Here is a 24,805-nt window from a genome sequence, read left to right as displayed (position 1 = left end):
ATGGAACGCTACGAGCTGGTCGAGGGCAGCGCGGCCAAGTTCTGGGAGGTCGGCGTCTCCGGCCCGACGCTCACCGTCCGCTTCGGGCGCCTCGGCACCCAGGGCCAGAGCAAGGACAAGACCTGCGCCGACGCGGCCGCGGCCGTGAAGGAGAAGGACAAGCTCGTCCGCGAGAAGACCGCCAAGGGCTACGTCCGCGCCGACGGCGCGGCTCTCGCCCCGGCGCCGGTCGCGGCCCCCACCCCGGCACCGACCGCCGCCGCCACCTCGAAGCCCGCCCCTGCGCAGGCGTCCGGGCCGGTCGGCGAGACGGTTGTCGAGCCAGCCGCGGAGCGAGCCGCGGAGCCGGCGGCCGCCCCGCCGCCGGCCGAGGCTCCGCCGGAGCACGTCCCGCCCCCCGCCCCGGCCGCGGTCTTCGCGGCGGTGCCGCTGCCGACCCGCCTGCGCCCCGGTCCGCGCCCGGACGCGGCGGAGGCCTGGCGGGCGATCGCGGCGCCGCTGGCGGCCGCGCTCGGCGATGCCGAGGCCGCGCGCCTCGCCGGCGCGCCGCCGGACCGGGACGGCCTTGCCGCCTGGCTGGACGCGATCGTCGACGCCGCGGAGGCGCGCCGACAGGGGAACCCGTCCCGGGCCGCCACCGGCGACGCCGTCCTTCGAGGGGCACTGGAGGCGGTCCTGCGCTACGCCGTGGCCGAGGGCGGGACGGAGACCGTCGCCCGGCTGGCCGATCGCCGCCGCCCGACCCCGAAGACGCCGCGCGCCTACCAGCGCCTGTCCTGGGCCGAGCCGCTCCACCTCGCCCTGCGGGCCGCCCTCGTGCACGCCCCGGAGGCCGATTACGACGCCGCGGTCGCGCTCCTGAACGCCCGGATCGCCGAGGACCACGACTGGCCGGCGGCCTGCGCCTTCGCGTTCATCCTGGCCGACGACCGGGCCGCCCCGCACCCGCTCCAGCCCGTCGCGGTGGTCGAGGCCGCCGCGTCGGCGGGGATCGACGTCACGGCCGATACGGCCTACCTGCCGCTGCTGGCCGACGCGCCGCCGGAAGCGGTCGCGCGCTGGCGTGCCAAGCGCAGCTACCACCTCTACTTCGTCTACTGCGCCCTCGACGCGGCCGAGGCGGCCGCGACCCTGCTGGCGGTGGCCCGCGCCGCCGGGCAGCCGGCCCTGCCGGCCCTCGACTGGCTGCTGCACTACGCCCTCGACGAGCAGCGTCGCACGGTCGCCCTGGCGATCCTGTCGACGGGCGAGGCCGGGGCGCTCCCGGCCCTGCTGCCCCACCTCCACGAGAAGCCCGTCGCGGCCGCCCTCGACGCGGCGCTGGAGGCCGATCCCGCCGCGATCCTGCCCCGCTGCCTCGCGGCCCTCGCGGGCGGCCGGTCCGAGCCCGCCCTGCGCGCCCGGGTGAACCGGGCGCTCGACGCCCACGGGCTCGACACGGTCCGCGGCTGGCTCGCGGCGTCGGGCGGGCGCGGGGCCGGCATCCTCGACGCCCTGGCGGAAGCCCGCGCGGTGCCCCTCGCGGAGCCCGCCGCCTGGCCGCGGGTGCTGCGCGACCCGCCCTGGCGGGCCAAGGCCCGGACCCGGGACGACCTCGTCCTCGCCCTCGCGCCGCTGCCGACGCCGTTCGCCCACGCAGTGCCGGAGGTCGCGCCGAGCTACTGGCGCGCGCGGAATGCCGTCACCCTCGACGGCCCGGAGGCGCTGCGGGCCTTCGTGGCGGCCGCCGAGCTTTCCCATCCGACGCAGGGCTGGAGCCGGATCCCGCCCCCGCTCTCCGAGCCGCCGCGCGACGATCCGCCGGCCCTGATCGCCTGGGTCGCCGGCCGCGTCGCCCAGATCGACGAGGCCTGCCATTACTGGGCGAACTCGCCCTATCGCCAGCTGGTCGGCAGCCTGGAGCGGCAGCCCGAGCCCCTGGCGCTCGCCCTCTGGGCCCAGTCGCGCGTCGTCGCGGGATGCTTCCACGTCTCGCAGTGGCCGGAGATCGTGTGGGCGATGCTGTCGCGGTTCGGCGAGCGGGCGATGCCGGGCCTCGTCGGGCTGGTCGAGGCCGATCCGGTCGGGCTCCTGCCGGCGGTCCTGGCGGTGGACGATGCCCGCCTCGCCGGGCCCGCCGCCCGCGCCCTCACGAAGCTCAAGAAGGCCCGCGAGCCGGCCCTGGCCTGGCTGCGCCGCCATCCCGAGACCGCCCTCACCCGCCTCTTGCCCGACGCCGTGGGCCGGCCCGGGGCGCTGCGCGACGCCGGCGAGCACGCCCTGCGCGTGCTGGCGCAGGACCGGGCGGACGGCCGCGCCATCATCGCTTCCGTGGTCGCGCGCTACGCGGACCAGGCACCGGACGTGACCGAGGCGGTCGCGCAGGTGCTCGACCGCGATCCCCTCGCGCGCGTCCCCGCCAAGGTCGGCAAGCCGCCCGCCTGGGTCGTGCCGTCCATGCTGACCCGGCCGCGTCTGCGGGACGGGACCGCCCTGCCGGACGCGGCGATCCTGACCCTCTGCGAGATGCTGTCCTTCACCAACCCGGACGCCGTCTATGCCGGCGTGCCGATGGTCCGCGAGGCCTGCACCGAGGCGAGCCTCGCGGCCTTCGCGTGGGACCTGTTCTCCGCCTGGATCGCCGCCGGGACGCCCTCCAAGGACGGGTGGGCCCTGCGCGCGCTGGGCTGGTTCGGCACCGACGCCACCGCCCGCGACCTGACCCGCCTGATCCGCCGCTGGCCCGGCGAGGCCGCCCACGCCCGCGCGGTCACCGGACTCGACGTGCTGGTCGATATCGGCACCGACGTTGCGCTGATGAACCTCAACGGCATCGCCGAGAAGCTGAAGTTCAAGGGGCTCCAGGAGAAGGCCCGGCAGAAGATCGCCCAGCTCGCCGAGGCCCGCGGCCTCACCCCCGAGGAGCTGGCCGACCGGCTCGCCCCCGACCTCGACCTCGACGAGCGCGGCGGCCTCGACCTCGATTTCGGCCCCCGCGGGTTCCGGGTCGGGTTCGACGAGACCCTCAAGCCCTGGGTCCGGGACGCCGCCGGCCAGAGGCTCAAGGATCTGCCCAAGCCCGCCAAGGCTGACGAGGCCGGGAAGGCCGCGGCGGCGGTGGCCCGCTGGGGCGCCGTGAAGAAGGACGCGCGGGCCGTGGCGAGCCTGCAGGTGGCCCGCCTGGAGGCGATGCTCGCCGGCGCCCGCCGGGTCCAGCCGACGGTGTTCGGCCCCTGCTTCGCCGCGCACCCGCTCGTGCGCCACCTCGCCCAGCGCCTCGTCTGGGCCACCTTCGCGGATGCCGACCCGCGGACCGGTCCGGGCGTGACCTTCCGGGTGGCCGAGGACCTGACCTTCACGGATGCCGACGACGCGCCGCTCGACCTCGTCCTGACCGGGGCGGCCCCGGGCCTGATCGGCCTCGTCCATCCCCTGCAACTCGACGCCGGGGCGCTGGCGGCCTGGGGGGCGCTGTTCGGCGACTACGAGATCGTCCAGCCCTTCCCGCAGCTCGCCCGCGAGACCTACGCCTTCACGGAAGCCGAGGCCGCCGCATCGACCACGAGCCGCTTCGCCGGGACCGTCGTGGAGGCCAACCGCCTGCGCGGCATGGCCGCCCGGGGCTGGCCCCTCGGGGCGCCCCAGGATGCCGGGGTGGTGTGGTGGATCGAGCGCGCCGTGACCTTCCCGGGCGGGGCGGCCGGCCAAGCGTCGCTGACCTTCTCGGAGGGCCTGTTCACCGGCGCGGTGGAGTTCGAGGACCGGGAGCAGACCCTTGGCGACCTGACCCTCGGCTCGCCCTGGAGCAGCCGGTCGGATCCGGGCCAGCGCACCTTCGGCGAGCTCGCGCCGGTGACGGCGAGCGAGCTCCTGCGCGGGCCGAGCCTCCTTGCCGGGACGCGGCTGCGGTGAGCCTCGACCCGGTCACGCGCTGGCGGCTCATCCTGGGCGAGGCGGCGGATTCCGCCTGCGCGGTGGCCGGCTGCGCCCTCTCGGGCGATGCGGCCGCCATGGATCAGGCGCTCGACTGGCTCTACGGCCGCGACGCCGAGGGCGCGGCGCGGGGGGAGCGCCGCCAGGGCGGGCGCGAGGGCTCGACCCTGACGGTGCCGGGCTGGATCAACGCGGTCCACACGCTCTTCCCCCGCGAGACGATCGAGCGGCTGGAGCGCGACGCGATCGAGCTCTACGCCATCGACGACGTGGTCACGAACCCCGAGGTGCTGTCCCGGGTCGAGCCGAACGAGACGCTGCTGAAGGCGGTCCTGCGCACCAAGCACCTGATGGCGCCCGACGTGCTGGTGATGGCCCGCAAGCTCGTGCAGGAGGTGGTGCGGCAGCTGATGGAGCGGCTGGCGCGGGACCTCGCGGTGGCGTTCTCGGGGGTGCTCGACCGGCGGCGCCACACACGCCTGCCCGGCGCCCGCGACCTCGACCTGAACCGGACGATCCGCGACAACCTGCGCCACTACGATCCCGAGAGCCGGCGGATCACCGTCGAGCGGCTGCACTTCTTCGCCCGGAACCGGCGCCAGATGCGGCCCTGGCAGGTGATCCTGCTCGTCGACCAGAGCGGGTCGATGCTCGATTCGGTGATCCACGCCTCGGTGATGGCCGCCTGCCTGTGGAAGCTCCCCGGCATCCGCACCCATCTCGTCGCCTTCGACACGGCGGTGGTGGACCTGACCCGCGACTGCGACGACGCCTGCGAGCTGCTCATGAAGGTCCAGCTCGGCGGCGGCACCGATATCGGAGGCGCCGTGCGCTACGCGGCCGGGCTGATCACCGCGCCGGAGCGGGCGATCGTGGTCCTGGTCTCCGACTTCTACGAGGGGGCGAGCGAGGCCGCCCTGGTCGAGCAGGTGCGGGCGCTCTCCGGCCAGCGGACCCGCGTGCTGGGCCTCGCGGCCCTCGATTCGGAGGCGCGGCCCGCCTACGACCGGGCGATGGCCCAGCGGCTCGTGGCGGCCGGCGCCGAGATCGGCGCGATGACGCCCGGCGAGCTCGCCGGCTGGCTCGCCGCCGCGATCCGGGCCTGAGCGGCGCCGATGGCCCGCCCCGACCTCCGCGCGCTCACGGATGACGGCCTGATCCAGCTCGCCAATGCCGGGCTGGTGAAGCGGGCGCTGCGCGAGGTGGCCGCCGGCCAGGGGCCGGACCTCGCGGAGGCCGGGGACGGCACCGTCGAGGCGCGCTTCGCCGACGGCACGGTCACGCGGCTCGGCCCCGGCCGGCCTCCCGGCGAGGCCAGCTGCACCTGCCCGGCGAGCGGGATGTGCCGGCACCGGGTCGCCCTCGTCGTCGCCTACCGGGCCGCCCCGGTCGCGGACGGGCCGGCCGATGGGTCTTCCGCGGGGGCCGCCGATGGGGCCGCCGAGGGTGCGGCGGTGCCGGCCGCGGCGCCGGTCGCCTGGGATCCCGGCACCCTCGACGGCGCGGCCCTCGAGGCGGGGCTTGGCGGCGCGGCGGCGGCGGAGTTGCGGCGCCTTCTGGCGGGTGGGATCACGGTCGGGCTGGAGCGGGGCGCCGTCCCGGCCGCGCGGCTCCCGACCGCGACCGTGCGCTTCCTCGTGCCCGACGCTGTCGGCTACGCCCGCTGCGACTGCGCGGCCGGGGGCGGCTGCGCCCACGTCGCCCTGGCGATCCGCGCCTTCCGGGATTCCGCGGGCGCCCCCGAGATCCGCCTCGGCGGCGCGGCCCTGGCCGGAGCGGAGGCGAAGCCGGCGGAGATGGACCTCGCGGAGGCCGCCGACCGGGTGGTCGCCGGCCTGCTGGAGGCCGGGGTCGTGTCCGGACCGGAGGCGCACGGCGCGGCCCTCGTCCGGCTCCGGCGGGCGGCCGAGAGGCGGGGCGCCACGCAGCTCCTGCTGGCGGAGGCGGATCTCGACGGGCAGGTCGCGGCCTATGCCGCGCGCCACGCCGCCTACGACGCGGCCGTCGTCCTGGCGCTCGCCACGGAACTCCTCGGCCGCGTCCGGGGCGGGGAGGCCGCCCTCGGCCTCGGCCAGCCCTACGAAACCGCCATGGGCAAGACGCGCCTCGTCTCCCTGGGTGCCCGGCTCCTCGCCCGCGGGCGCGGCGCCACCGCCCGGGTGGCGCTGGCCGACACCGATACCGGCGCGCTCCTGGCGCTGGAGCGCGCGTTCGCGCCGGGCGAGGCCGAGGCGGATATCGCGGCCGGCCTGCCCGGGCGCCTCCTGAGCCCGGGCCTGTCCGTCTCGGGCACCGGCCAGGGCCAGATCCTGACCAGCGTCGCGCGGCGCCGGGCCGACGGGCTCCTCGCCCTCGGCCAGGGCGCGCGGGGCCGCACGGCGCTGCTGCCGCGGGACGCCCTGGTGGCCCTGCCGGCCCCCCTGGCGGCGCGGGACGTCCCGTCGATCCTGCGCCGCCTCGCCGACCGGCCGCCCGTCTTCCTGCGCCCGCGCGACCGGCTGGAGGCCTTCCACGTCTTCCCCGTCGAGGCTGTCCTGGGACAGGCCTGGGCGCCCGGCGCCCAGACGTGGCAGGCCGCCGTCGCGCTACCGGGGGCGGGCGGCACGCTGCATCTCGCCCGCGCCTACGACCCCGCCGCGCCGCACGCCCTGGACGCCCTCGCGGGCGCCTGCGCGGGGCGCTGGGGACCCGTGCGGCAGGTCGCCGGCCCGGTGCGGATCGAGGACGGCGCCCTGGTCTGCGATCCCTGGTCGGTGTCGGTCGACCGGCTCGTCGTGCCCGACCTCGCCGTCCCCGACGGCGCCGGCCACCCGATCCCGCCGGCGCCGGACCTGGGGCCGGCCACGCTCCTCGACGAGGCGGCCGCGCTCCTGGCGAACGCCCTCCATGCGGGGCGGCGGGCCTTCGCGGCCAGCGCCCGCGCCAGCGGGGCCGACCTAGTCGCACGCCTCGCCGCGACCGGCTATCCGGCCACCGCCGCGCGGCTCTCCGCCTTCCTCTCCGCCACCCTGGCGGCTCCGGGCGCGCAGTCCGAGCCCTTCGCCCGGGCCGCCCTCTGGGTCGCCGCCATGCGCGACGATCCCGGGCTGGAAGAGGCCTGATGAGGCCCGATCACGGAATCGTGCGCGCGCGGTTGCCCCCTCGGTCCCGCTGGGGCAGGTTGCCGCGGCTTCGGGCGCCGCGATTCGCCGGCCGGCCCGTCCCGGTCGTTTCGCGAGGAGCCCGGATGCGAGGACCCGTCGACCGTCGCGCGCGCGCGACGCATCCCTGCCCGGCCGCGCGGGCCGGCGCGGTGGCATGAGGGTCGTCCGCGCGGCGCGCCTCCACCTGCGGGACGCCACCTCCGACAAGGTCTACGACGTCGACCTGATCGAGAACGAGGCCCTCGGGACGCCCGAGCGCTACTTCGTCAACACGCGCTACGGCCGGCGCGGCGCGACCCTGCGCGAGGGCTCCAAGACGCCCCAGCCCGTGACCGCCGAGGCGGCCGCCCGGGTGTTCGACAGCGTGGTCGTCTCCAAGATCAACGGCGGCTACCGGCGGGTCGACGGCCCGGAGACCGCCGCACCCGAGGCGACGCCCGACGGGCGCGATGGCGTGCTGCGGCCGCGGCTCTCCGCCTGCCTGCGCGAGAGCTGGGCCGAGCGTGACCGCGACCGCCTGCTCTGGCGCATCGGCGAGCTGCGGCTGGCCGCGACCGCCCCGGACCTGATCGCCCTCGCGCGGGGCCTCGGCCCGGCGCGGGCGAGCTACGCCCTGGTCTGGGCGCTCGCCCGGGCGGCGGGCGCACAGGCCGGTCCGGCGCTCGCGGCGATCGCCGCCGAGGCGCCCGGCAGCGTGGTCCGCGACCTCGCCCGCTTCGCGCTCACCGCCCCGCTCACCGGGCCCTACCGGCCGCCGGAGGCCGAGCCGGACCTGCCCGGCATGGTCGCCCGGCCGGCCGAGGCGGGCGACGTCGACGGGTTGTGCGGGGCGCTGGACGGCCTTGCCCGGCACGATCCGGGCCGGGTCGGGCCGGCCCTGGTGGCGCTCGGCCGCCGGGCGCAGGCGGCGCCCGGCCTGCACGCGACGCTCTGCGCCGCCCTGCTCCGGCTGCCGGCGCGGCCGCCCTACCTGATCGGCCTGCGGCGCCTCTTCAAGCACGCCGAGATGGCCGACGATGCCGCCCTGTTCGGCGCCACCGCCCAGCGCTTCGAGACCGCGCAGGCGATGTATCAGGCCGGCCGGAGCCACGCCTACGTCCCCGACCTCCGGCGCTACGTCGCGGTGGACGCAGCGCGCCAGGGGCCGGAGGCGCGACTCGGCCTGTCCACCGCCACCCGCGCCTACATGAAGCGGCGGATCTGGCGCGCCCTGCGCAAGCGCGGCGCCGTCGGGGACCCGGCCTTCGCGGCGCTGGCGGCGGGCTTCCTGCTGGCGCTCGGGCCGGAGGATCTCGATCCCCCGACCCGCTGGACCGCCTGGGGGCGGAAGCCGGACGGGACCTGGGGCCGGCAGGCGCGGGCGCGGGGACCGCTCGGCCGCAACTGGACGGCGAGCCAGCTCCTGTACCGTCACGCCCCGGAGGCCCGGCCGCGGACGGGTTCGCTGACTTTCCTGGAGACCGGCGCCGTCGATCCCGACCGGCGCGACGAGGCCTTCCCCGACCTCTGGAGCGCCCGCCCGGACCTGGCGCTCCGCCTCGCCGCGGAGGGGCGGATCGAGCCGGTGGCGCGGCTGGGCCTGCGGGTGCTGTGCGCGGACCCGCGGGCCTGCGCGGCCCTGACGGCCAGCGAGATCGGGCGCCTGCTGGCCGCCCCGCACGACGCCGTGCGGACCTTCGCGTTCCGGACCGCCCAGGCGCGTCTCGCCGCCGGGATCGCCGAGCCTGCCGAACTCGCCGCCCTGGTGGCGGCGCTGCTCGCGAGCCCGGAGCCGGAGGCGCGGGCGCTGGCCCTGCGGCGCCTCGAGGCGGAGGCGCCGATCGTCTGGTCGGATCCCGACCTCGCCGCCGCGCTGCTCACGAGCCCGGAGCCGGACGTCCAGGCGGCCCTCCCCGGCCTCGCCGGGGCGCGGGCGCTGCCCACCGGGCTCGCGGCGCCCCTGGTGGCGCGGCTGGTGGCGTGGCTGCGGGCGATGCCGCCGGAGCCCGACGCGGCCGCGACGGCCGCGATCCGGGGTCTGCGCGCCGCCCTGCCCTTCCTGTGGCCGGACCGCGACCTGCCGGTCACGTCCGAGACCGCCGCCGCCCTGATCGCCCACCCGTCCGCCGCGGTCCGGTCCGCCGGCCTCGCCCTCCTGGCGCAGTCCGAGGCCGGGGCCGCCGGCCTGCCGCCGGAGAGCTGGGACGTGCTGATCGGCGCGGAATCCGACATCCGGATCGCCGCCCTCGTCCTGCTGGCGCGCCTCGACGACGCGCGGCTCGGGCCCCACGCGGACCGGATCGTCGCCTTCGCCAGCGGGCCCGACAGCGCCGTCCGGCGGGCTGCCCGGCCCCTTGTGGCGCGCCTCGCGGCGGCGGATCCGGGCCTCGCTCCCCGCCTCGCCGGGGAGCTGATCGGCAGCCTGTTCCGCGCGGCGCCCGACGACGCCTACGCGGCCGACACCGTGGCCCTGCTGCGCGAGGCTCTGCCGGGGGAATGCGCCGCCCTCGACGACGGCACCCTGTGGCGCCTGCTGCAGGCGCGGGCCGACGGCGCCCGCCGCCTCGGCGCCGCCCTCCTGTCCGACCGGCGCCCCGAGGCCCTCAGCGTCCGCCAGATCGCCCGGCTCGGCGGCCACCCGTACCGGGCGGTGCGGGACTGGGCGACGGCGGCCTTCGCGGCCGACCCGGCCCGGTTCCAGGCCGCGGCGGCCGAGGCCGTCCTCCTCGTGGAGAGCGACTGGCCCGACACCCTCGCCTTCGCCCGCGGCCTGTTCGACGCGTGGCCGGAGACCGCCTGGACGCCCGAGGCGCTCGCCGTCGTCACCGACAGCGTCAAGCCGGAGGTCCTGGCCCTCGCCCGCCACCTCCTGCGCAGCCGGCTCCGGCCCGAGGACGCGGAGGCGCAGGTCCTGCGCCTCCTGGAGCACCCCGCCCCGTCGATGCACCTCCTGCTCACCGAGTTGCTCACCGAGCAGGCCGTGGCGAGCGAGGCGGCCTTCGCGCGGCTGATCCCCCTCGCCCGCATCGTGATGCTGCAGGTGCTGCGCGGCCGGGTCGCCAAGGACCGGATGGTCGCCTTCCTCCGGGCCGAGGCCCTGCGCAGCCGCGCCCGCGCCGAGGCGCTGCTGCCGCTCTTCGCCGACCTGACCCTGAGTGGCACGGCCCGGGACCGCAGCGCCGCGATCCTGGCCCTGCGCGACGTCGCCGACGCGCATCCCGATCTCGCCGTGCCCCTCGTCCGGCGCCCGCCGGAGGCGCGGGGACCCGTCTCCGTCTCGGAAGAGGCCTGATGAACTTCGTCCATCGCTACCTCGGCGAGAGCCGGGCCGTCTCGGACGCGGACGCGACCCGGCTCGGCTTCGTTCCCGACACCCTGCGCGAGCCGACCTACTTCGCCGGGACGGTGGCGCGGCACCTGCCGTTCCGGGAGGCGATCTCCGCCCTGCACCACGTCGTCGTGTCGGACCTGCGCTTCAAGCCGAAGGACCGCACCGCCTACTTCGCGTGGCTCCAGGCCCACGAGCAGGAGCTCCTGGCCGAGGCCCTCGCCGAGAAGGACAGCCTGCGCGCCGAGATCGAGGCGCTGCGCGCCGAGTCCCGGGACATCGCCGCCCGCTCCGACGCGGTGATGCGGTCGTTCTACGACGCGCGGAAGCGGTACTTCGACTATCTCTACCGGGAGAACCTCGACGCCTGGATCGTGCTCGACCCGGTCATCACGGTCCATCCGGACGAGATCTTCTTCGAGGCGTTCAGCCTCGACGAATCGAGCTACGGGCGCCTGTCCTGCGACCACGACACGTTCGCGCGGATCGGCGACATGGCCTGCGGCACGACCAACATCGACTACAGCCACGCCCTCTACGACGAGTTCCAGAAGATCCGCAGCTACCGCGACACCGAGCTGGCGATCGACCCGACCGGCTTCGCGGTCCAGACCTCCGGCGAGGCCGCCTACCGCGAGGACAAGATCGACCTGCCCGATTCCTGGATGCGGGGCTTCCTGCAGGTGTCGAGCGCCATGGCGCAGCCCGCCCACGTGGTGGACCTGCACCCGGTCGACATGCACGCGATCCTGACCCGCCTCGCCGCGCGCCGCGAGTGCCACGGCCCGCGCTCCCTGCGGTTCCTGCTCGAGCCCGGCCGGCCGGTCAGCGTGCTGATCGAGCCCTGGAACGAGCGGCTGACCTTCCGGCGCTCGATCTACCGCGGGGGCGAGACCGCGGAGATCCGCCTGTGGGGCCGGCGGCGCCTCGCGATCCTGGCCCGGACCCTGCCGCTCGCCCGGTCGGTGCGGCTGCACCTCCTCGGCACCGGTCTGCCGAGCTTCGCGGTGGTGGATTTCGGCGGCCTGCGCTTCACGCTCGGCCTGTCGGGCTGGACCGCCAACGACTGGTCCCGGGCCGGGCAGTTCGACCTGCTCGCGCCCCGGGCCGACGTCGACGCCGACACCGCCGCCCGGGTTTTCGCGGCGCTCCGGCGCCATCACGCCGCCGACACCGGGCAACTCGCCGCCGAGACGGGCCTCGACCGGTCGACCGTGGAGGCGGCGCTCGGCGGCTACGTGCAGGCGGGCCGCGCCATGTTCGACCTCGACAAGCGGGTCTACCGCCTGCGGGAGCTGACCCGGGAGCCGCTGGCGCCGGGCGCCCTGCGCTTCGCCTCCGAGCAGGAGGCCAAGGCCGACCGGTTCCTGGCGGCCGGACTGGTCACCCTCGGGCCCGTCGAGCAGGCCGGCGACAGGCGGCGCCTGAGCGGGACCGTGCTGGACGACGGCCGGAGCCTGACGCCCGCGGTGGAGCTCGATTCCGACGACCGCATGGTCGGCGGCAGCTGCCAGTGCGGCTTCTACACCCACAACCGGCTGACCCGGGGCCCCTGCGAGCACATGCTGGCCGTGCGCCGCCTCGTCCACGCCCAGGTCGAGGGCAAGCCGGTGCGGTGGCAGGCGTGAGACGGACCCGATTGATGCGGCCGCGCGCCTGGCCTATCCTCCCCGCGACGAGGGGCGTCGGCCGGGGCGGACCTTGCATTTCGGGCGGCGATTCGCCGTCCCTGCACCCTGCCCGGCAAAGCGTCACTGGCCCGCTCTTCACTGGGCCGGCACTGACCACCGGTGCGCGTTCGCGGTTTGGGTTCGCTGAACCCAAACGCGCACCGGTGGTCGTGCCGGCGTCGAGTGGACCGGGCCAGTCCCGAGACTTGACGAAGGCATCCCGGCCGACGTCCCCCGTCACGCCTCCTGCCCGCGCCGGAGGCCGCCGATGAGCCAGCAGCCCGGCAGCCTGACCCGCCAGCAGCTCTACGACCGGATCCGCGAGAGCTCGAAGGACGAGGTCATCCTCGAGGAGATGATCCGGCTCGGCTTCTGGCCGGACGGGGAAGCGCAGCCCAACCCGCCGGACGACCTGATCCGCCGCCGCGGCGAGATCGCCCGCGCCCTCGCCGACCTGCACCGGCGGGAGGCGGCGTGGCGCGACCCGGAGGCCGCCCTCAAGGAGATGCATCGCCGCCGCAAGAAGGCGGCGCTGGAGCGGCGGCGCGAGACGCGGCTGCGTAACGCCCGCGACCGCCACGCCCGGGCGCAGGCATGGCACGCGCGCCGGGAGGCGGAGATCCTCCATCTCGGCGACGGCGTCTCGGCCGGCCTCGCGCACGCGGACGCTCCGGGGCGGGGGCCCGCCCCCGGTCTCCCGCCCTTGGCGAGCCCGAAGGCGCTGGCCGAGGCCATGGGGATCGGCCTCGGCGAGCTGCGCTTCCTCGCCTACGACCGGGCGCTCAGCGCGGTGAGCCATTACCGGCGCTTCACCATCCCCAAGAAGGCCGGCGGCCTGCGCCGCATCTCGGCGCCGATGCCGCGCCTGAAGCGGGCGCAGTACTGGATCCTCGACGTGCTCCTCGCCCACGTCCCCGTGCACGCGGCGGCCCACGGCTTCGTGCCCGGCCGCTCGATCGTCACCAACGCCGCCGCCCATGTCGGGCGGGACGTCGTGGTCAATCTCGACCTCAAGGATTTCTTCCCGAGCCTCGACTACCGGCGGATCAAGGGGAAGTTCCGGGGCCTGGGCTACGCCGAGCCGGTGGCGACCGTGCTGGCGCTGCTCTGCACCGAGCCGGACGTGGACGCGGTCGAGATCGACGGCGCCCGCCTCTACGCCGCCCGGGGGCCCCGCCGGCTGCCGCAGGGCGCGCCGACGAGCCCCGCGCTCACCAACCTCGTCTGCACCCGGCTCGACGCCCGGCTCGCCGGCCTCGCCGGCAGCCTCGGTTTCACCTACACGCGCTACGCTGACGACCTGACCTTCTCGGCCTCCGGCGAGGCCGCCGGGAAGGTCGGCGCGCTGCTCAAATACGTCCACGCCATCGTTGCCGGGGAGGGCTTCACCGTCCATCCGGACAAGACCCGCGTGATGCGCCGCGGCCGGCACCAGGAGGTGACCGGGCTCACCGTCAACGAGCGGGTCGGCGTGCCCCGCGAGACCCTGCGCCGCTTCCGCGCCCTCCTGCACGGGCTCGAGCGGCAGGGGCCGGCCGGGCGCCGCTGGGGCGCGGCCGGCGAGGCGGGCGTGCTCCGCGCCGCGGTCGGCTTCGCCCAGTTCGTCCGGATGGTCACGCCGGAGACCGGCGCGCCGCTTGTCGCGCAGGCCCGCGCCCTCGCGGACCGCCATTCGGCCCCGGTGACGGCGCCCCGGCAGCCGGACTTCCGCGCCCGGTCCGCGCGGGGCGAGGTGCCCCTCGCCCGCTGGTGGGTGCCGGCCCCCCGCCCCGCGCCCGAGCCGGACCCGATCCTGGCCGAGGCCGAGGCGGCCGCCGCGCGGCAGGCGGAGGCGGCCGCGGCCAGGGCTGCGGCCGCGCCGGTTCCGGGCCGCAGCGGCGTGCCGGCCTCCGGGCGACCGCGTCTCGGCGCGCCGGAACCGGCCGCCCGCGCGGAGGCCGCGCCGGACGCGGGCGCCGAGCCCGACGACACCCCGATGAAGCCCTGGAAGGTCGTCCTGGGGATCTTCGTCCTGTTTCAGGCGGCCGCCCTGCTGCACCCGGCGCTCGGGCTGCTCGTCCTCGCGGTCGCCCTGCTCCTCGGCCTGCGACGCCTGCTGCACCGCTGGCGCCGGCGCCGATGAGCCTGGCCCGGAGCCTCCCGGCCGGGCACCTCCGGACCAGCCTCGCCGCGCTCTTCGCCCTGGCCCCGGTCCTCTCGCTCGGACCGGGGGCGTCCCAGGCCGACGAGGCGCCTGCCGCACCCGTCTTCAACAAGGCCGAGGCCGCGGAGATCGCGGCGCCGCTGCGGCAGGACCCGGCCTTGCTGCGCAGCTTCGGCACCTGCCCGGCCGACACCTTCGCGCGGGAGCGCCCGTTCTGGCGGTGGGCGTTCGCGCCCCGCCGGCCCACCGAGCGCCGCTGCGCGCGCGAGCCCGCTTCCTGCTACGCGCTCTGCACCCGGTGGTCGAACGCGCCGGCCTGCTTCGACCTCGCCCTCGCCCTGGAACACCACTCCCTCGACGTCGCCGACATCCTCGACAAGGAGCGGCTCTACGCCCTCGCCTGCGCGGGCGGGTTCCCGGCGGGCTGCACCAACCGGGCGGCCGGGATCCGGAACGGCGGCTACGCGGAGGATCCCTTCCGCGACGCGCCGCGCGCCGACACGGATGCCTGCCTCGCCCGGAGCTTCCGTCTCGATTGCGACCGGCGCGGCGCCTGGGGCTGCGCCATGCTCGGCCAGGCCTATCGCCTCGGCGAGGGCGTCGCCGCCGAGGCGTCCCGGGCCCGGGCGGCGTTCGACATGGCCTGTGCGATCAACCCGGACTTCGCGGCCTGCACCTTCGCCAAACGGCAGCTGGCCGAGATGGGCGCGCCGTGAGCGCCGGCGACGCCGGACCGGCTTCCGACGCCCTGCGGGCCCTCTACGGGCGGGCCGACCCAATGCCCGAGGGGCCGCCGGCCCCGGGCCACGCCCGCGCCTCCCTGTGCGTGGACGTGGGCGACGGGGACGACGTCGCCGCCGCCGAGCGCTGGATGCTGGCCCATGCCGGCCGGCTCACCCGCGTGCGCAGCACCGGCTGCGGCTGCTGCGTGATCGGCTGGGACATCGAGGGGCCGGCGGCGCTCGTCGCCACCCTGCCGGCGGCGCTCGGGGCAACCTCCGACTGGGCCGGCCCGGCCGCGACCCCGCGGCGCGCGGCGAGCGCGCGGGGCCGGCGCTTCTGGGCGCACGGGTGGGAGCGCTGGGTCCGCCGCCGCTGAGACGCGACCGACACGCGGCCCCTACGGGGAGCCTAGCGCGGTTCCGCGACGGCCTCGGCGCGGTCCAGCACCGGCGGCGCCGGCCTCTGCTCCGGGATCAGCCGGTCCGGCGCCGCGCCGCGCTCGAGAGTGGCGACCGCCAGGGGCGCGCCGCGGCCGCGCAGGGCGTGCGTCCCCAGCGGGCGGGCGCGGACGCCGTCGGGCATCCGGTCCAGCCGGTCGAGGAGATCCTGCGAGATCAGGATGTCGACGCCCAGCGGGCGGCACAGGGCCTCGATCCGCGCCGTCACGTTCACAGCGTCGCCGAAATACGCGATCTTGTGGCGGTCGACCCCGACTTCGGCCGTGACCACCGGACCGCCGTGCAGCGCCGCCCGCAGCCGCGGGACCGTCCCGAACCGGGCTTGCCAGGCCGCGGCGTCGGCCTCGATCCGGTCGAGCACCTCGAACACGCAGGTGACGCAGCGCGCGTCCTTGAGGCCACGCTTCATCGGCCACGTGATCATCGCGAGGTCGCCGATGAAGTCGTCCGTGGAGCCGGCGTTGCGCCGCACCGGCTCGGCGAGCGTCGCGAACACGGCGCTGAGATATTCCTGCGCGCGCAGGTCGCCGTGGGTCTCCGCGAAGGCCGTCGAGCCGACCACGTCGAGGAACAGGAAGATCCGCTCCTCCTGCACCGGCTTGTGGTAGCGGCCGATCATGAAGTTCACGAACACCTCGCCGCCGATCAGGTCGCGCATGCGCATGACGAAGACCAGCAGGGCCGACACGGCCAGCGAGTAGGCGAGGAACCGCGGCGTGATCCGCACCGCCGTGGACAGGCTGTCGGCGGTGAGGCCGAAGGTCCAGACGACCAAGCCGCCGAGCGCGCAGCCGAGCGTGATCAGCACCACGTAGAGCAGTTCGGCAGCCAGCATGTAGACCAGCGCCGGCAGGCGGCGCAGCCGCGTCTGGACGCCCGACAGGGCCAGGCCGGGCACGAAGGCCAGCACCGTCCCGCCCACCGCCAGGGCGTAGACCAGGCCGGCGAGCATCGAGGCCCCGCCGACGAAGAGCAGGTTGTAGAGGAGGCCCGCCCCGCCGGAGGCGAGGAGGAGGGTCAGGGCCCAGAGCCAGCGGTACTGTGGGAGCATGGGCGGTCGGCGGGGTCGAGCGTGGCGGTGAGCACGGTTGGACCTACGCGATGGCGGGGGGCGAAGGCGAGAGGGGGGCGCCGCGACGGGTGGATCGGGCTGACGCCCTCGGGCTGGCCGGTCGCCCGTGACCGATCCGGAGCGATTCGCGCCGTCCACCCGACGTCGTCGGCCGGTGTCGCCGCGCGGCCACAGGTGGGGGCGCGTTCGATCCGGGAGGTTGGGACCTGCCCCCCGGCGGATCCCGCGATCGCGGGAGGCTGGTGGTCCCGGCAGGACTCGAACCTGCAACCCAAAAAGGCTATTTCCGCCAGTAGCCTAACGAACGTCTACGGGTAATGGTTAGCACTTTGTGCGAGGACTGCAAGACGTAGCGCTGGCAGTTTCGTTTGAAGGTGACCGCAGCGCGGCCGGTCCTTCATCCAAACTCTTGGCATTGCTGGCTGCGTGATCATGTCTCTTCAATCAGAGCTGAACTGCAGCGTGCTCGCACGTTTCATCAAGAGGCGGCTCTCAAGATTGCAATCGAGCAGCGGAATAACACGGTCTGGCCAAAAGAATCTGGACCTACTCCGAGATCGTTGGCCGGATAGGCAGGCAATCCGCCTCCCGACACACTGATGAGATTTACGAAAGTCTGCCGCGATTGCAGAGGCGGTTCATTTTCAGCTTATCTATTTAGGCTTAAAATCTCCAAAGAACGAAGTCGGAATGAAAATCTTATTAAATTTCATGTCGGGATTGCGCTCATCAGCCGATAGTCATGCGCGGGTAGGATCGGTTGACTGGCTATACGGACGCAGCCTCAGTTCGCATATTAGGCTCCATGTTTCTCGGCTTGAGGTGGCCATCCACGAAGGTGCCGACCTCCGAGAGAGCTGCGCGCCCCTCCGCAAGGTTCGGGAAGAACAGATGCCAAGCGTGGATCATCGCGGGCCAGATCCGAAGCGTGACGTTCATGCCCGCGCTGCCGGCCGCGCCGGCCAGACACACCGCATCATCGAGGAGCGTCTCGTCCGAGCCGACTTGGATCAGCGTCGGGGGCAAGCCTCTTAAATCGGCGTAGAGGGGTGAGGCCAAAGGGTTCTGAGGATCCGCGCCGCTCAGGTAGGCCGCCGCAAGTTCGGAGAGGTAGAGGCGCTGGATCATGGGATCCACCGCTGCCTTCGTCCTGAAGCTGTTGCCGCGCAAGGCCAAGTCGATCCAGGGTGAAGAGAGCCAGAGACATCCGGGCAGCGGGTCGCCCGCCTCTCGCAGGCGCAGCGCGGCGGCGACGGCGAGGCCACCGCCCGCGCTCTCGCCGCACAAGGCGATCTGTTCGGGCGAGATCCCCTGCTCCAGCACGAACCTATAGCCCGCCACCGCGTCGTCGAGGGCGGCGGGGAAAGGGTGCTCAGGGGCGAGCCGGTAGGCGAGTGCGAGGGTGCGGACGCCGGCGTCCTGCCCCGCGCGCGCAACGACGTGGCGATGGCTGTCGAGGGATCCAGCCATGTACCCGCCGCCGTGGAGGAAAATGAGGACGCGCTCGGGATCGCCACCAGGGCAGAGGGTCCACTCACCCGGCACGCCGCCGGCATCGACAGGGGTGACGCGGGTGCCGGGCGGAAGCGCGTCGCGGCGGCCGAAGCTGTCGAGCCGGGCGCGCCGTGCGACGAGATCCGCCGGCCGCGGCTGCGCCTGCAGGAAGGCCCGGATCGCGTCGATCTCGCTGCGCATCGCGTTTCCACCCGCTACAGCATGAATCGATCGAAGAAGGCCGCGAGTTCGGCATGGGCGTCCAGGGGCAGCACATGCGCGACGTGCTGGTCCGGCCGCACGACGACGATGCAACCGTCCGCCCGCCAAATGCCGCGCAGTGCGAAGATATCGCCGGCCTTCGGGTCCGGGCAGAAGACCTTCTCGCAGTCGACGAGGTTATAACGCCCCTTCGGCGGTCGCAGCAGCGGTGGCATCGCTCCTAGAACGAACTGCCGGTGGCCCTGCTGCAGGATCGCCCGCACGTCGATGACGGAGTCGATGTCGGCGCCCGCGGGTGTGAACCGCCGGATGGGCGCGTCGTCCGCTTCGGCCAGGTACGTGCACACGGCGCGCAATCGCGAGGATCGCGCGTCGGGCGACTCCGGATCCGCGAACAGGAACAAGCGCCAGCGGCCATCTGCCTTGACGGTGTGGCCGAGCTGAAGTGGCTTAGCATCGGCCAGCCGGATCACCGGCGCCGAATGAAAGCGTGTCCCGATCCTGAAGCCCTCGGCGAGGTTCTGATGCGTGGACTGGCCGGTGATGAGGGACGGCGGATAGCAGGTCTCGGTACCGGCGGTGAAGCGGCCATGCTTGACGAAGTACCGCTCGAACTCGGCCGGATCGACGCCGTCGCCGCCCGTCACGTCGGATGGCCTGGGCGGGGCGCTGAACATGCGGGCGAACGCACGGTCGAAGTCGATGAGTTCCTGGGCGACGGCGCGACGCTCCATCGAGTAGGTCTGGAGAATCTGCGGTGTACACTGCCCGCGGACCACGGCGGCGAGTTTCCAGCCGAGGTTGAAGGCGTCCTGCATCGAGACGTTCATGCCCTGGCCCGCTTTCGGGCTGTGCGTGTGGCAGGCATCGCCAGCGATGAAGATCCGGGGCGAACGATGTTCACGGTGCGCAAGGCCGCCATCATCGAAGGCTTCGCAGAGCCTCTGCCCAATCTCGTAGACTGACCACCATGGGACTTCCTTCACCTCCAGCGTGTAGGGGTGCAGGATGCGCCGCGCCGCCGCGATCAGGTGATCGACAGTCACCGCGTCCCTTGCCAGGCGCCGATTCGCGTCGAGCTTGTCGAGTTCGATGTACATGCGCACGAGGTAACCACCTTCGCGCGGGATGATTAGGAGGCTGCCCTCTTTGGCGGAGTGGATGGCGGACTTCAGGCGGATGTCCGGGAAGTCAGTCACGGCAAGTACATCCATGACGCCCCACGCCTGATTGGCGGAGTCACCGTGCACCGTAAGGCCCACAGCGCCACGCACGGCGCTGCGGGCCCCATCGCACCCGACGATGTAGCGCGCGCGTACGGTCTCGACGGCAGACGTCTGCGAATCGTCGATCCGCTCAAGCCTGACGTTGACCGGATAGTCGAAGTCGCTGGATGGCTCGATGCCGTCGCCCGTTTCGGCGTCCTTGAGAGCCAGATCGAGGAAGTTGCGTCCGTAGCTCGGCTCCAGGCGAGTGGGCGCGTTCTGCATCGTTGCGAGGAAGAAGTCGTGGACCCGCGCCTGGTTCATGATGACGTGCGGGAACTCGGACAATCCCTCCTCCGTATCCACGATGCGGCCAGTGCGGGTAATCACGTTCGACTGGCTGGGATCGGGGTTCCAAAAGCAGGTTTCGTTGACCCAGTACGCCTCCTTGAGGACGCGCTCGCTGAAGCCGAATGCCTCGAACATCTCCATCGTCCGGCATGCGATCCCATCGGCTTGACCGACGAGGAGGCGGCCGCGCTTCCGATCGATGATCCGAGTCGTGATGTTGGGGAAGGCCGCGAGTTGCGCGGCGAGTGTGAGGCCGGTCGGTCCGCAACCGATTATTAGGACATCGACCAGATCCGGCGATGCGCCCTTTAAGTGTGGATTTCCTCCTACCGCTGGTGGTTCGGCGATCGCTGGATCCCCGGACTTGTAGCCGTTGAGATGGAACTGCATCCGCGCAAATTCTCGGCCTGCTATCGGGGGCCTCAAACGGTCTATAGCGTCAGATCCGTTTCGGCACATTCATCTAAACATATTCGTAGCGACAACGACAGTCTCGCGGCCCTTCTAGAGGTATCACCGGGAGAAGAATGCTAGCGTTTACCAGCGGTCATAGCGCTGCTTAAGCTCCGCGGTTCGCGCTTCCGTATGCCCGAGTAAGCAGGTGGCGATAGCTGGATAAGTCCCTGTACCGCCATGCCACTCATCGGTGATGAGATCGCCGCAGTCGGCATTGCGGAATCGCATCCAAAACTGTTGAGCAAGTCTGGGCTCCTCCTGCCACTTCTTACCGTTATCCTCGATGCTGATCGATTTCATGGCGCGTGCGTAAATCGTGTTCAATTTCTTATCTGCGATTTCCTGGGCTCGACCCAGGCAGGCGGTCATCCCTGGGCTGATTACCTCAGAACAGGCAGCATCAAGTTTGCCCGCAACATCTCCGTAGGCCTTCGACAGCGCCTTCGCTGCATCCTCACCATGACGTTTCAGGCAGGCGTCTATTGTATTGTCATCCATGCAGGCCAAGGGCGGCGGTTCTTTCGAGGCTGATGGCGTCGCATCATTCGGTGCAGCGTATGCCGCGCTAAGAAAGCCGGCAGATAAAATAATAGAGAGAGCGAGAGCCTTCATCGTCGACACCTTTATATTCCGCGGGTGCTGCCTTAGCGTATGCGCCTATTCGTCCGGCGCGGTGTATATCTATCTCAAACTAAATCCATCGAGGGCTAGAAACGGGGGCGTTAAGGCCAGGAGGGGCCCAAAGTCCGCGTCTCAAATCTATTTGCGGTCGTAGCGCCGCTTAAGTTCTGCTGCTCGCTCTATGGTATGCGCGACCAGACAGGTTGATCCCGCTGGACCGGCGCCTGTACCGTCCATCCACTCGAATGATATAACATCGCCGCAGTCGGCATCCCGAAATCGAAGCCAAGCCTGTTGTGCGAGCTTGAGTTTTTCGCGCCATTTGCGGGCTGCGTCATCGTCGCTGCCTATCGACTTCATCGCACGGGCGTAGGTCTCATTGAGCTCCTTGTCCGCGACTCGTTGAGCACGCTCCAAGCAATCGCCGATGGCCGGGCCGATCACCTCGAAGCACATCGGAGCGACCTTTTTGGATGCGTCGGCGTAAGCCTTAGACAACATATTCACAGCCGCTTCGCCATGGCGGCTCAGACAGATGGTTGGGTCGTCCGAGTCACATGTCTCAGCGGCGGGCGCACTTGGCGCTGCAAGGGCCATGGGCACCAAAGTCACGCTGGCCACTGCGCCAGCAAATGCACCGGCAAGGGTGCGAAGAGCGGCCTTGCTCATACTGCTACCTGATCTGACTGTAATACTGCAACAAACCACAGATTTCCGGTCGTAATTTTGAGGTGTGTTGATCGCGCAGCATTTGTGATCTCGAAGCACGAGCTGCGCTTACTGCAATTGCCACATGGCCGGACCGCGCCTCACATGAGGCGCAGGTTGGATCACTTCGTTTCCGGCGCCTCAATAGTAACGCCCCGGAATGAAGCGAGTACGGGTCGCGTTCCAGTGACCTCTCATGTAGCCAACCGGCCGATTGGTGGCATGGCAAGCGGGGATCCACCTCGTGCCGTGATAGCAGAGTTTGCCGTAGCGGCTGAGCCAAGCGACGTTGGACACGAGGGGCTGATCGGAGGTTGTGAATGCCTTATCCAGGGCGATGATAGGTCCCGCATTCGCCGCGCCGATCGAGGCGATCGAAATGGCTGCGGCAACAACAATGGACTTCATGGATTGCTGCTTTCGTTAACAGATGGCGCATTGAACAGATCTAATTTGATCTGGGGCGATCCGGTTGATTTCGCCGGTTCGCTGCGGGAGTACATATCTCCGACCTCGGAGAGCTCAGGTGCTTCAGAGCACGTCAGCTGCGGCGCCTCATTCGGCCTCCGCGCTGAAGAGCATCTCTCACAGCAGCGGCAAGGAGCCCGTATTCAAAATACTTGGCAGCGACGGTGGTAGCTTCGGAGTTGCAGGGTCACGGACCGGCGGAAGACCAGCCGCCGGCGGCCAGCTCGATCCGGTCGCCGTACGATTCGAGCATCTCGTCACGGTCTGGCCGGATGGCCTCGTCGGGAGCCGGGCCCGGGATGCCCGCGCCGTCTTCGAGGTGCTGTCCGAATCCGAGCAACTCGCGGCGATCGCCGCGGCACGGGCCTACGCGGCACACGCTCAGCGCAAGCCGGGCTACGCCTTCGCGTCGCAGACGTGATTGCGCCAGACCGACTTCGCCCCGCTGCCCAGCCCAGGGCGCCGCACAGCCGCGTCTTCGTCCGCGACGACTCGCCCGGATGGGAAGCGTGGGCCGCACACTACCGGCGCCTCGGCAGGCCGATGATGAACCCCCATCCACATCGGCGGCCAGGACGGCTGGCGCTTTGGGAGCCCGCTGCCGCCCACGGCAACCTCCGCGGCCTGATCGTGGCCGCTCCTCATCCGCCCGGTCCTCGCGATCGACCCTCTGATCAGGAGAACCCCATGTCCGATTCCCCCGACGACCTCCTCAGCCCACCGCCGGCATCGTGGCGGCCTTCGTCAGCCGCCAAGCGGTGGCCGCGGCCGATCTGCCCGGCCTGATGCGCACCGTCCGCGACGGCCTGCTCGCGCTGGGCGACGCGGGCCCGCCGATCGTCGCCGAGCCGGAGCCCGACCGCCCCGCCCCGACACCCGCCCAGATCCGCAAGTCCATCCACCCGGACAGGCTGATCAGCTTCATCAACGGCTGCGAATACAGGACGCTGAAGCGGCACCTCACGGCCTACGGTCTGACACCGGACAGCTACCGCGCACGCTTCGGCCTGCCCCACGACTATCCCATGGTCGTCGCCGGCTATGCTGCAAAGCACTCGGCGCTCGCGAAGGCGATCGGACTAGGCGTGCACGGCGCCCAGGCGGCGTGGCAGGCGAGCAGCAGCATCGTCAACGACGCCGAGCACTTATACCGTTCGAGAAATGCCGTATGGGACGCGCAAAGCTTCCGGATCGACAAACGAGGATGACTCCCTAAGAGACGGTTTACCGATTGTTAATGTTTCCGTTTCTTTTCTGAATCTTCCCGATCGTATATTTAGAAGTCTTATTGGATGATTTTGACAGACGGCTATCGTTATCGTGCTGCGCTGCTCGCGGGTATGGCGTTCTCAATGCCCGCCACGGCCGGGAGCGCTGAGGGACTGCCGTGGGGCTTATATACGGACAAATCTACCAGTATTGCTATCCCATTTGCGTCTCCAATTATCTGGAAGGCAAAGGACGAATTTGGCAACAATAGCCCCGGAGCAACGCTGAGTGTCGGTATCGACGGCATGAGCCCAAGCAATTTCATGCTCGATACTGGTTCGACGGGTATAGCCATCGGAAAGGACTCTAAAGTTTGGCAACCTGCTCCTGGCCAAGCGCCGATCGGACCGGGACAGATCACATATTCTAGCAGCCAGCGTGTCTTAACAGGTCAGCTCTACGAGACCACCGTGCAGCTTTACGACCCGGCAACGAAAAAACCTGTCGCTGCCGCGCGCGTACCCATACTGCAGGTGACGGCGGAAACAGTGGGCGGCGTTGCCGTAACCGGCGAAATTAAGACACAGATGTTTGGTGTCGGCTTCGGCCGTGAGGCAAAGGGTTTCCCGAATGGGACACCCGATGCAAATCCGTTGCTCAATATCAACTATATCGCCGCTGGCGACGCATCCAAGCTTGTGCGTGGCTACATTATAACTAAGGACGGAATACAACTTGGACTTACCGCCGCGAATATACAAGGGACGACGTTCCTTAGGTTAGCTGCCGGCCCGAAATCGGGGAACGCCATCGAATGGCAGATGACGCCGGGCGACCTGCAGGCTGGGGGCGCCATCGGCTCCGGAACTGTTCTGCCTGATACGGGCCTCTACGACTCCTACATCATCCTCCCGGATGGCAGCAGCCTCACACCCCATGCGAGGATCCCCAAGGGAACTCTCGTAACAGTTTACATGCCGGGTCGTACGAGCCCGCCTGTAGCGCTTTACAGCTTCAGAGTTGGTGACACGCGCAATCCGCTTGCGCCGGTGGGCGAGGTCTATGCGGAGAGCACGCCGATGCCTGATACCGGCGCAACCTATATCAACACGACGATCACGATCCTCCGCGGCTTCAATCTCATCTATGACGCCGATAGCGGGTTCGCGGGTTACCAGCGCATTGCCCCCGAAAGTGCAGATCTCATTGCCCAGCCGATGATCGCACTGCAGGGAAGCTTGAGCTTGGCCTCGCAATTCACGACCGGCCTTCCCGTCTTCCTGATGAGTACGACGGCGCTGAACCCGCTCGATGTTGCGAGCCTCGGCGGCGACGTCTCCGGGCCTGGCGACCTGATTAAGGTTGGGCTCGGCACCCTCGAACTTGCCGGCACCAACACCTATGCCGGCGGCACCACCATCCTCGGCGGCACCCTGGCCGTTTCCCGCGACGCCAATCTCGGCGCCGCCGGCACCGGCCTGACCCTCGGCGGCGGCACCCTCGAGGTCCTGGCCGACGGCTTCGCCACCGCCCGCCCGATCACGCTGGCCGGCCCCGGCACCCTGCAGATCGACCTCGGCACCGCCACCTTCGCGGGGCCGATCGCCGACGGCAGCCAGCCGGGCGTGCTCGTCAAGACCGGC

17 protein-coding genes are annotated in these 24,805 nt (G+C 72.0%); 11 read left to right on the top strand and 6 right to left on the bottom strand.

Annotated elements, in window-relative coordinates:
* The 8 genes from BLW78_RS19060 (at position 1) to BLW78_RS19025 (ending at position 15,274) form a co-directional block, all read left to right on the top strand.
* Entirely contained in the window at positions 1 to 3,891 is a 3,891-nt protein-coding gene (locus BLW78_RS19060; protein WP_091681426.1) for a DUF4132 domain-containing protein, read from the top strand.
* A complete protein-coding gene (locus tag BLW78_RS19055) occupies positions 3,888 to 5,018 on the top strand; it encodes a VWA domain-containing protein (protein WP_091681424.1) in 1,131 nt (376 codons plus the stop codon). Before BLW78_RS19060 ends, BLW78_RS19055 begins: the two co-directional genes overlap by 4 nt.
* Before the next feature lie 9 nt (positions 5,019 to 5,027).
* A complete protein-coding gene (locus tag BLW78_RS32055; RefSeq protein WP_091681422.1) occupies positions 5,028 to 7,013 on the top strand; it encodes an SWIM zinc finger family protein in 1,986 nt (661 codons plus the stop codon).
* A gap of 196 nt (positions 7,014 to 7,209) precedes the next feature.
* On the top strand, positions 7,210 to 10,326 hold the full coding sequence (locus tag BLW78_RS19045) for a hypothetical protein (RefSeq protein WP_091681420.1): 3,117 nt from the start codon (positions 7,210 to 7,212) through the stop codon (positions 10,324 to 10,326).
* Positions 10,326 to 11,990: a hypothetical protein gene (locus tag BLW78_RS19040; RefSeq protein WP_091681418.1), complete on the top strand. Its 1,665-nt coding sequence runs from the start codon at positions 10,326 to 10,328 to the stop codon at positions 11,988 to 11,990. The genes BLW78_RS19045 and BLW78_RS19040 overlap by 1 nt, the downstream gene beginning before the upstream one ends.
* Before the next feature lie 310 nt (positions 11,991 to 12,300).
* Positions 12,301 to 14,154, top strand: a complete 1,854-nt coding sequence (locus tag BLW78_RS19035; RefSeq protein ID WP_091681417.1) for a reverse transcriptase family protein — start codon at positions 12,301 to 12,303, stop codon at positions 14,152 to 14,154.
* Entirely contained in the window at positions 14,151 to 14,891 is a 741-nt protein-coding gene (locus BLW78_RS19030; RefSeq protein ID WP_091681416.1) for a hypothetical protein, read from the top strand. The genes BLW78_RS19035 and BLW78_RS19030 overlap by 4 nt, the downstream gene beginning before the upstream one ends.
* Positions 14,888 to 15,274: a hypothetical protein gene (locus BLW78_RS19025; RefSeq protein ID WP_091681414.1), complete on the top strand. Its 387-nt coding sequence runs from the start codon at positions 14,888 to 14,890 to the stop codon at positions 15,272 to 15,274. Before BLW78_RS19030 ends, BLW78_RS19025 begins: the two co-directional genes overlap by 4 nt.
* A 32-nt stretch (positions 15,275 to 15,306) precedes the next feature.
* Here BLW78_RS19025 and BLW78_RS19020 read toward each other — a convergent pair whose 3' ends face one another.
* The 6 genes from BLW78_RS19020 to BLW78_RS30940 form a co-directional block, all read right to left on the bottom strand.
* Positions 15,307 to 16,407 (bottom strand): adenylate/guanylate cyclase domain-containing protein, encoded by a 1,101-nt coding sequence (locus BLW78_RS19020; RefSeq protein WP_091681412.1) that lies wholly within the window; start codon positions 16,405 to 16,407, stop codon positions 15,307 to 15,309.
* 789 nt (positions 16,408 to 17,196) lie between these two features.
* Positions 17,197 to 18,123 carry an alpha/beta hydrolase gene (locus tag BLW78_RS19015; RefSeq protein WP_091681411.1) on the bottom strand — a complete coding sequence of 309 codons (927 nt, stop codon included), beginning with the start codon at positions 18,121 to 18,123 and terminating at the stop codon, positions 17,197 to 17,199.
* A gap of 14 nt (positions 18,124 to 18,137) precedes the next feature.
* Entirely contained in the window at positions 18,138 to 20,090 is a 1,953-nt protein-coding gene (locus BLW78_RS19010; protein ID WP_091681409.1) for an FAD-binding monooxygenase, read from the bottom strand.
* Positions 20,091 to 20,237: 147 nt separating this feature from the next.
* Complete coding sequence (locus BLW78_RS19005; RefSeq protein ID WP_091681408.1) at positions 20,238 to 20,768, bottom strand: lysozyme inhibitor LprI family protein; 531 nt, start codon at positions 20,766 to 20,768, stop codon at positions 20,238 to 20,240.
* A gap of 147 nt (positions 20,769 to 20,915) precedes the next feature.
* Positions 20,916 to 21,446: a lysozyme inhibitor LprI family protein gene (locus BLW78_RS19000; RefSeq protein WP_091681406.1), complete on the bottom strand. Its 531-nt coding sequence runs from the start codon at positions 21,444 to 21,446 to the stop codon at positions 20,916 to 20,918.
* Between the two features lie 180 nt (positions 21,447 to 21,626).
* Positions 21,627 to 21,893, bottom strand: coding sequence for a hypothetical protein (locus BLW78_RS30940; protein WP_128083444.1), 267 nt, complete (start codon positions 21,891 to 21,893; stop codon positions 21,627 to 21,629).
* A 118-nt stretch (positions 21,894 to 22,011) separates the two neighbouring features.
* On the opposite strand from BLW78_RS30940, the gene BLW78_RS30935 reads away from it, so the two are divergent.
* The 3 genes from BLW78_RS30935 to BLW78_RS32050 all read left to right on the top strand — a co-directional run.
* Complete coding sequence (locus tag BLW78_RS30935) at positions 22,012 to 22,374, top strand: hypothetical protein (protein ID WP_139307697.1); 363 nt, start codon at positions 22,012 to 22,014, stop codon at positions 22,372 to 22,374.
* 310 nt (positions 22,375 to 22,684) lie between these two features.
* On the top strand, positions 22,685 to 23,161 hold the full coding sequence (locus BLW78_RS18995; RefSeq protein ID WP_348272457.1) for a Ros/MucR family transcriptional regulator: 477 nt from the start codon (positions 22,685 to 22,687) through the stop codon (positions 23,159 to 23,161).
* Positions 23,162 to 23,245: 84 nt separating this feature from the next.
* The coding region (locus BLW78_RS32050; protein ID WP_280142472.1) for an autotransporter-associated beta strand repeat-containing protein at positions 23,246 to 24,805 on the top strand (1,560 nt) is incomplete at its 3' end.

It is taken from the genome of Methylobacterium sp. 275MFSha3.1 (assembly GCF_900108435.1).
In the GTDB taxonomy this organism is placed as follows: domain Bacteria; phylum Pseudomonadota; class Alphaproteobacteria; order Rhizobiales; family Beijerinckiaceae; genus Methylobacterium.
Note: the sequence above shows the minus strand (reverse complement) of the source record. Positions and strands in the feature narration are given on the sequence as shown.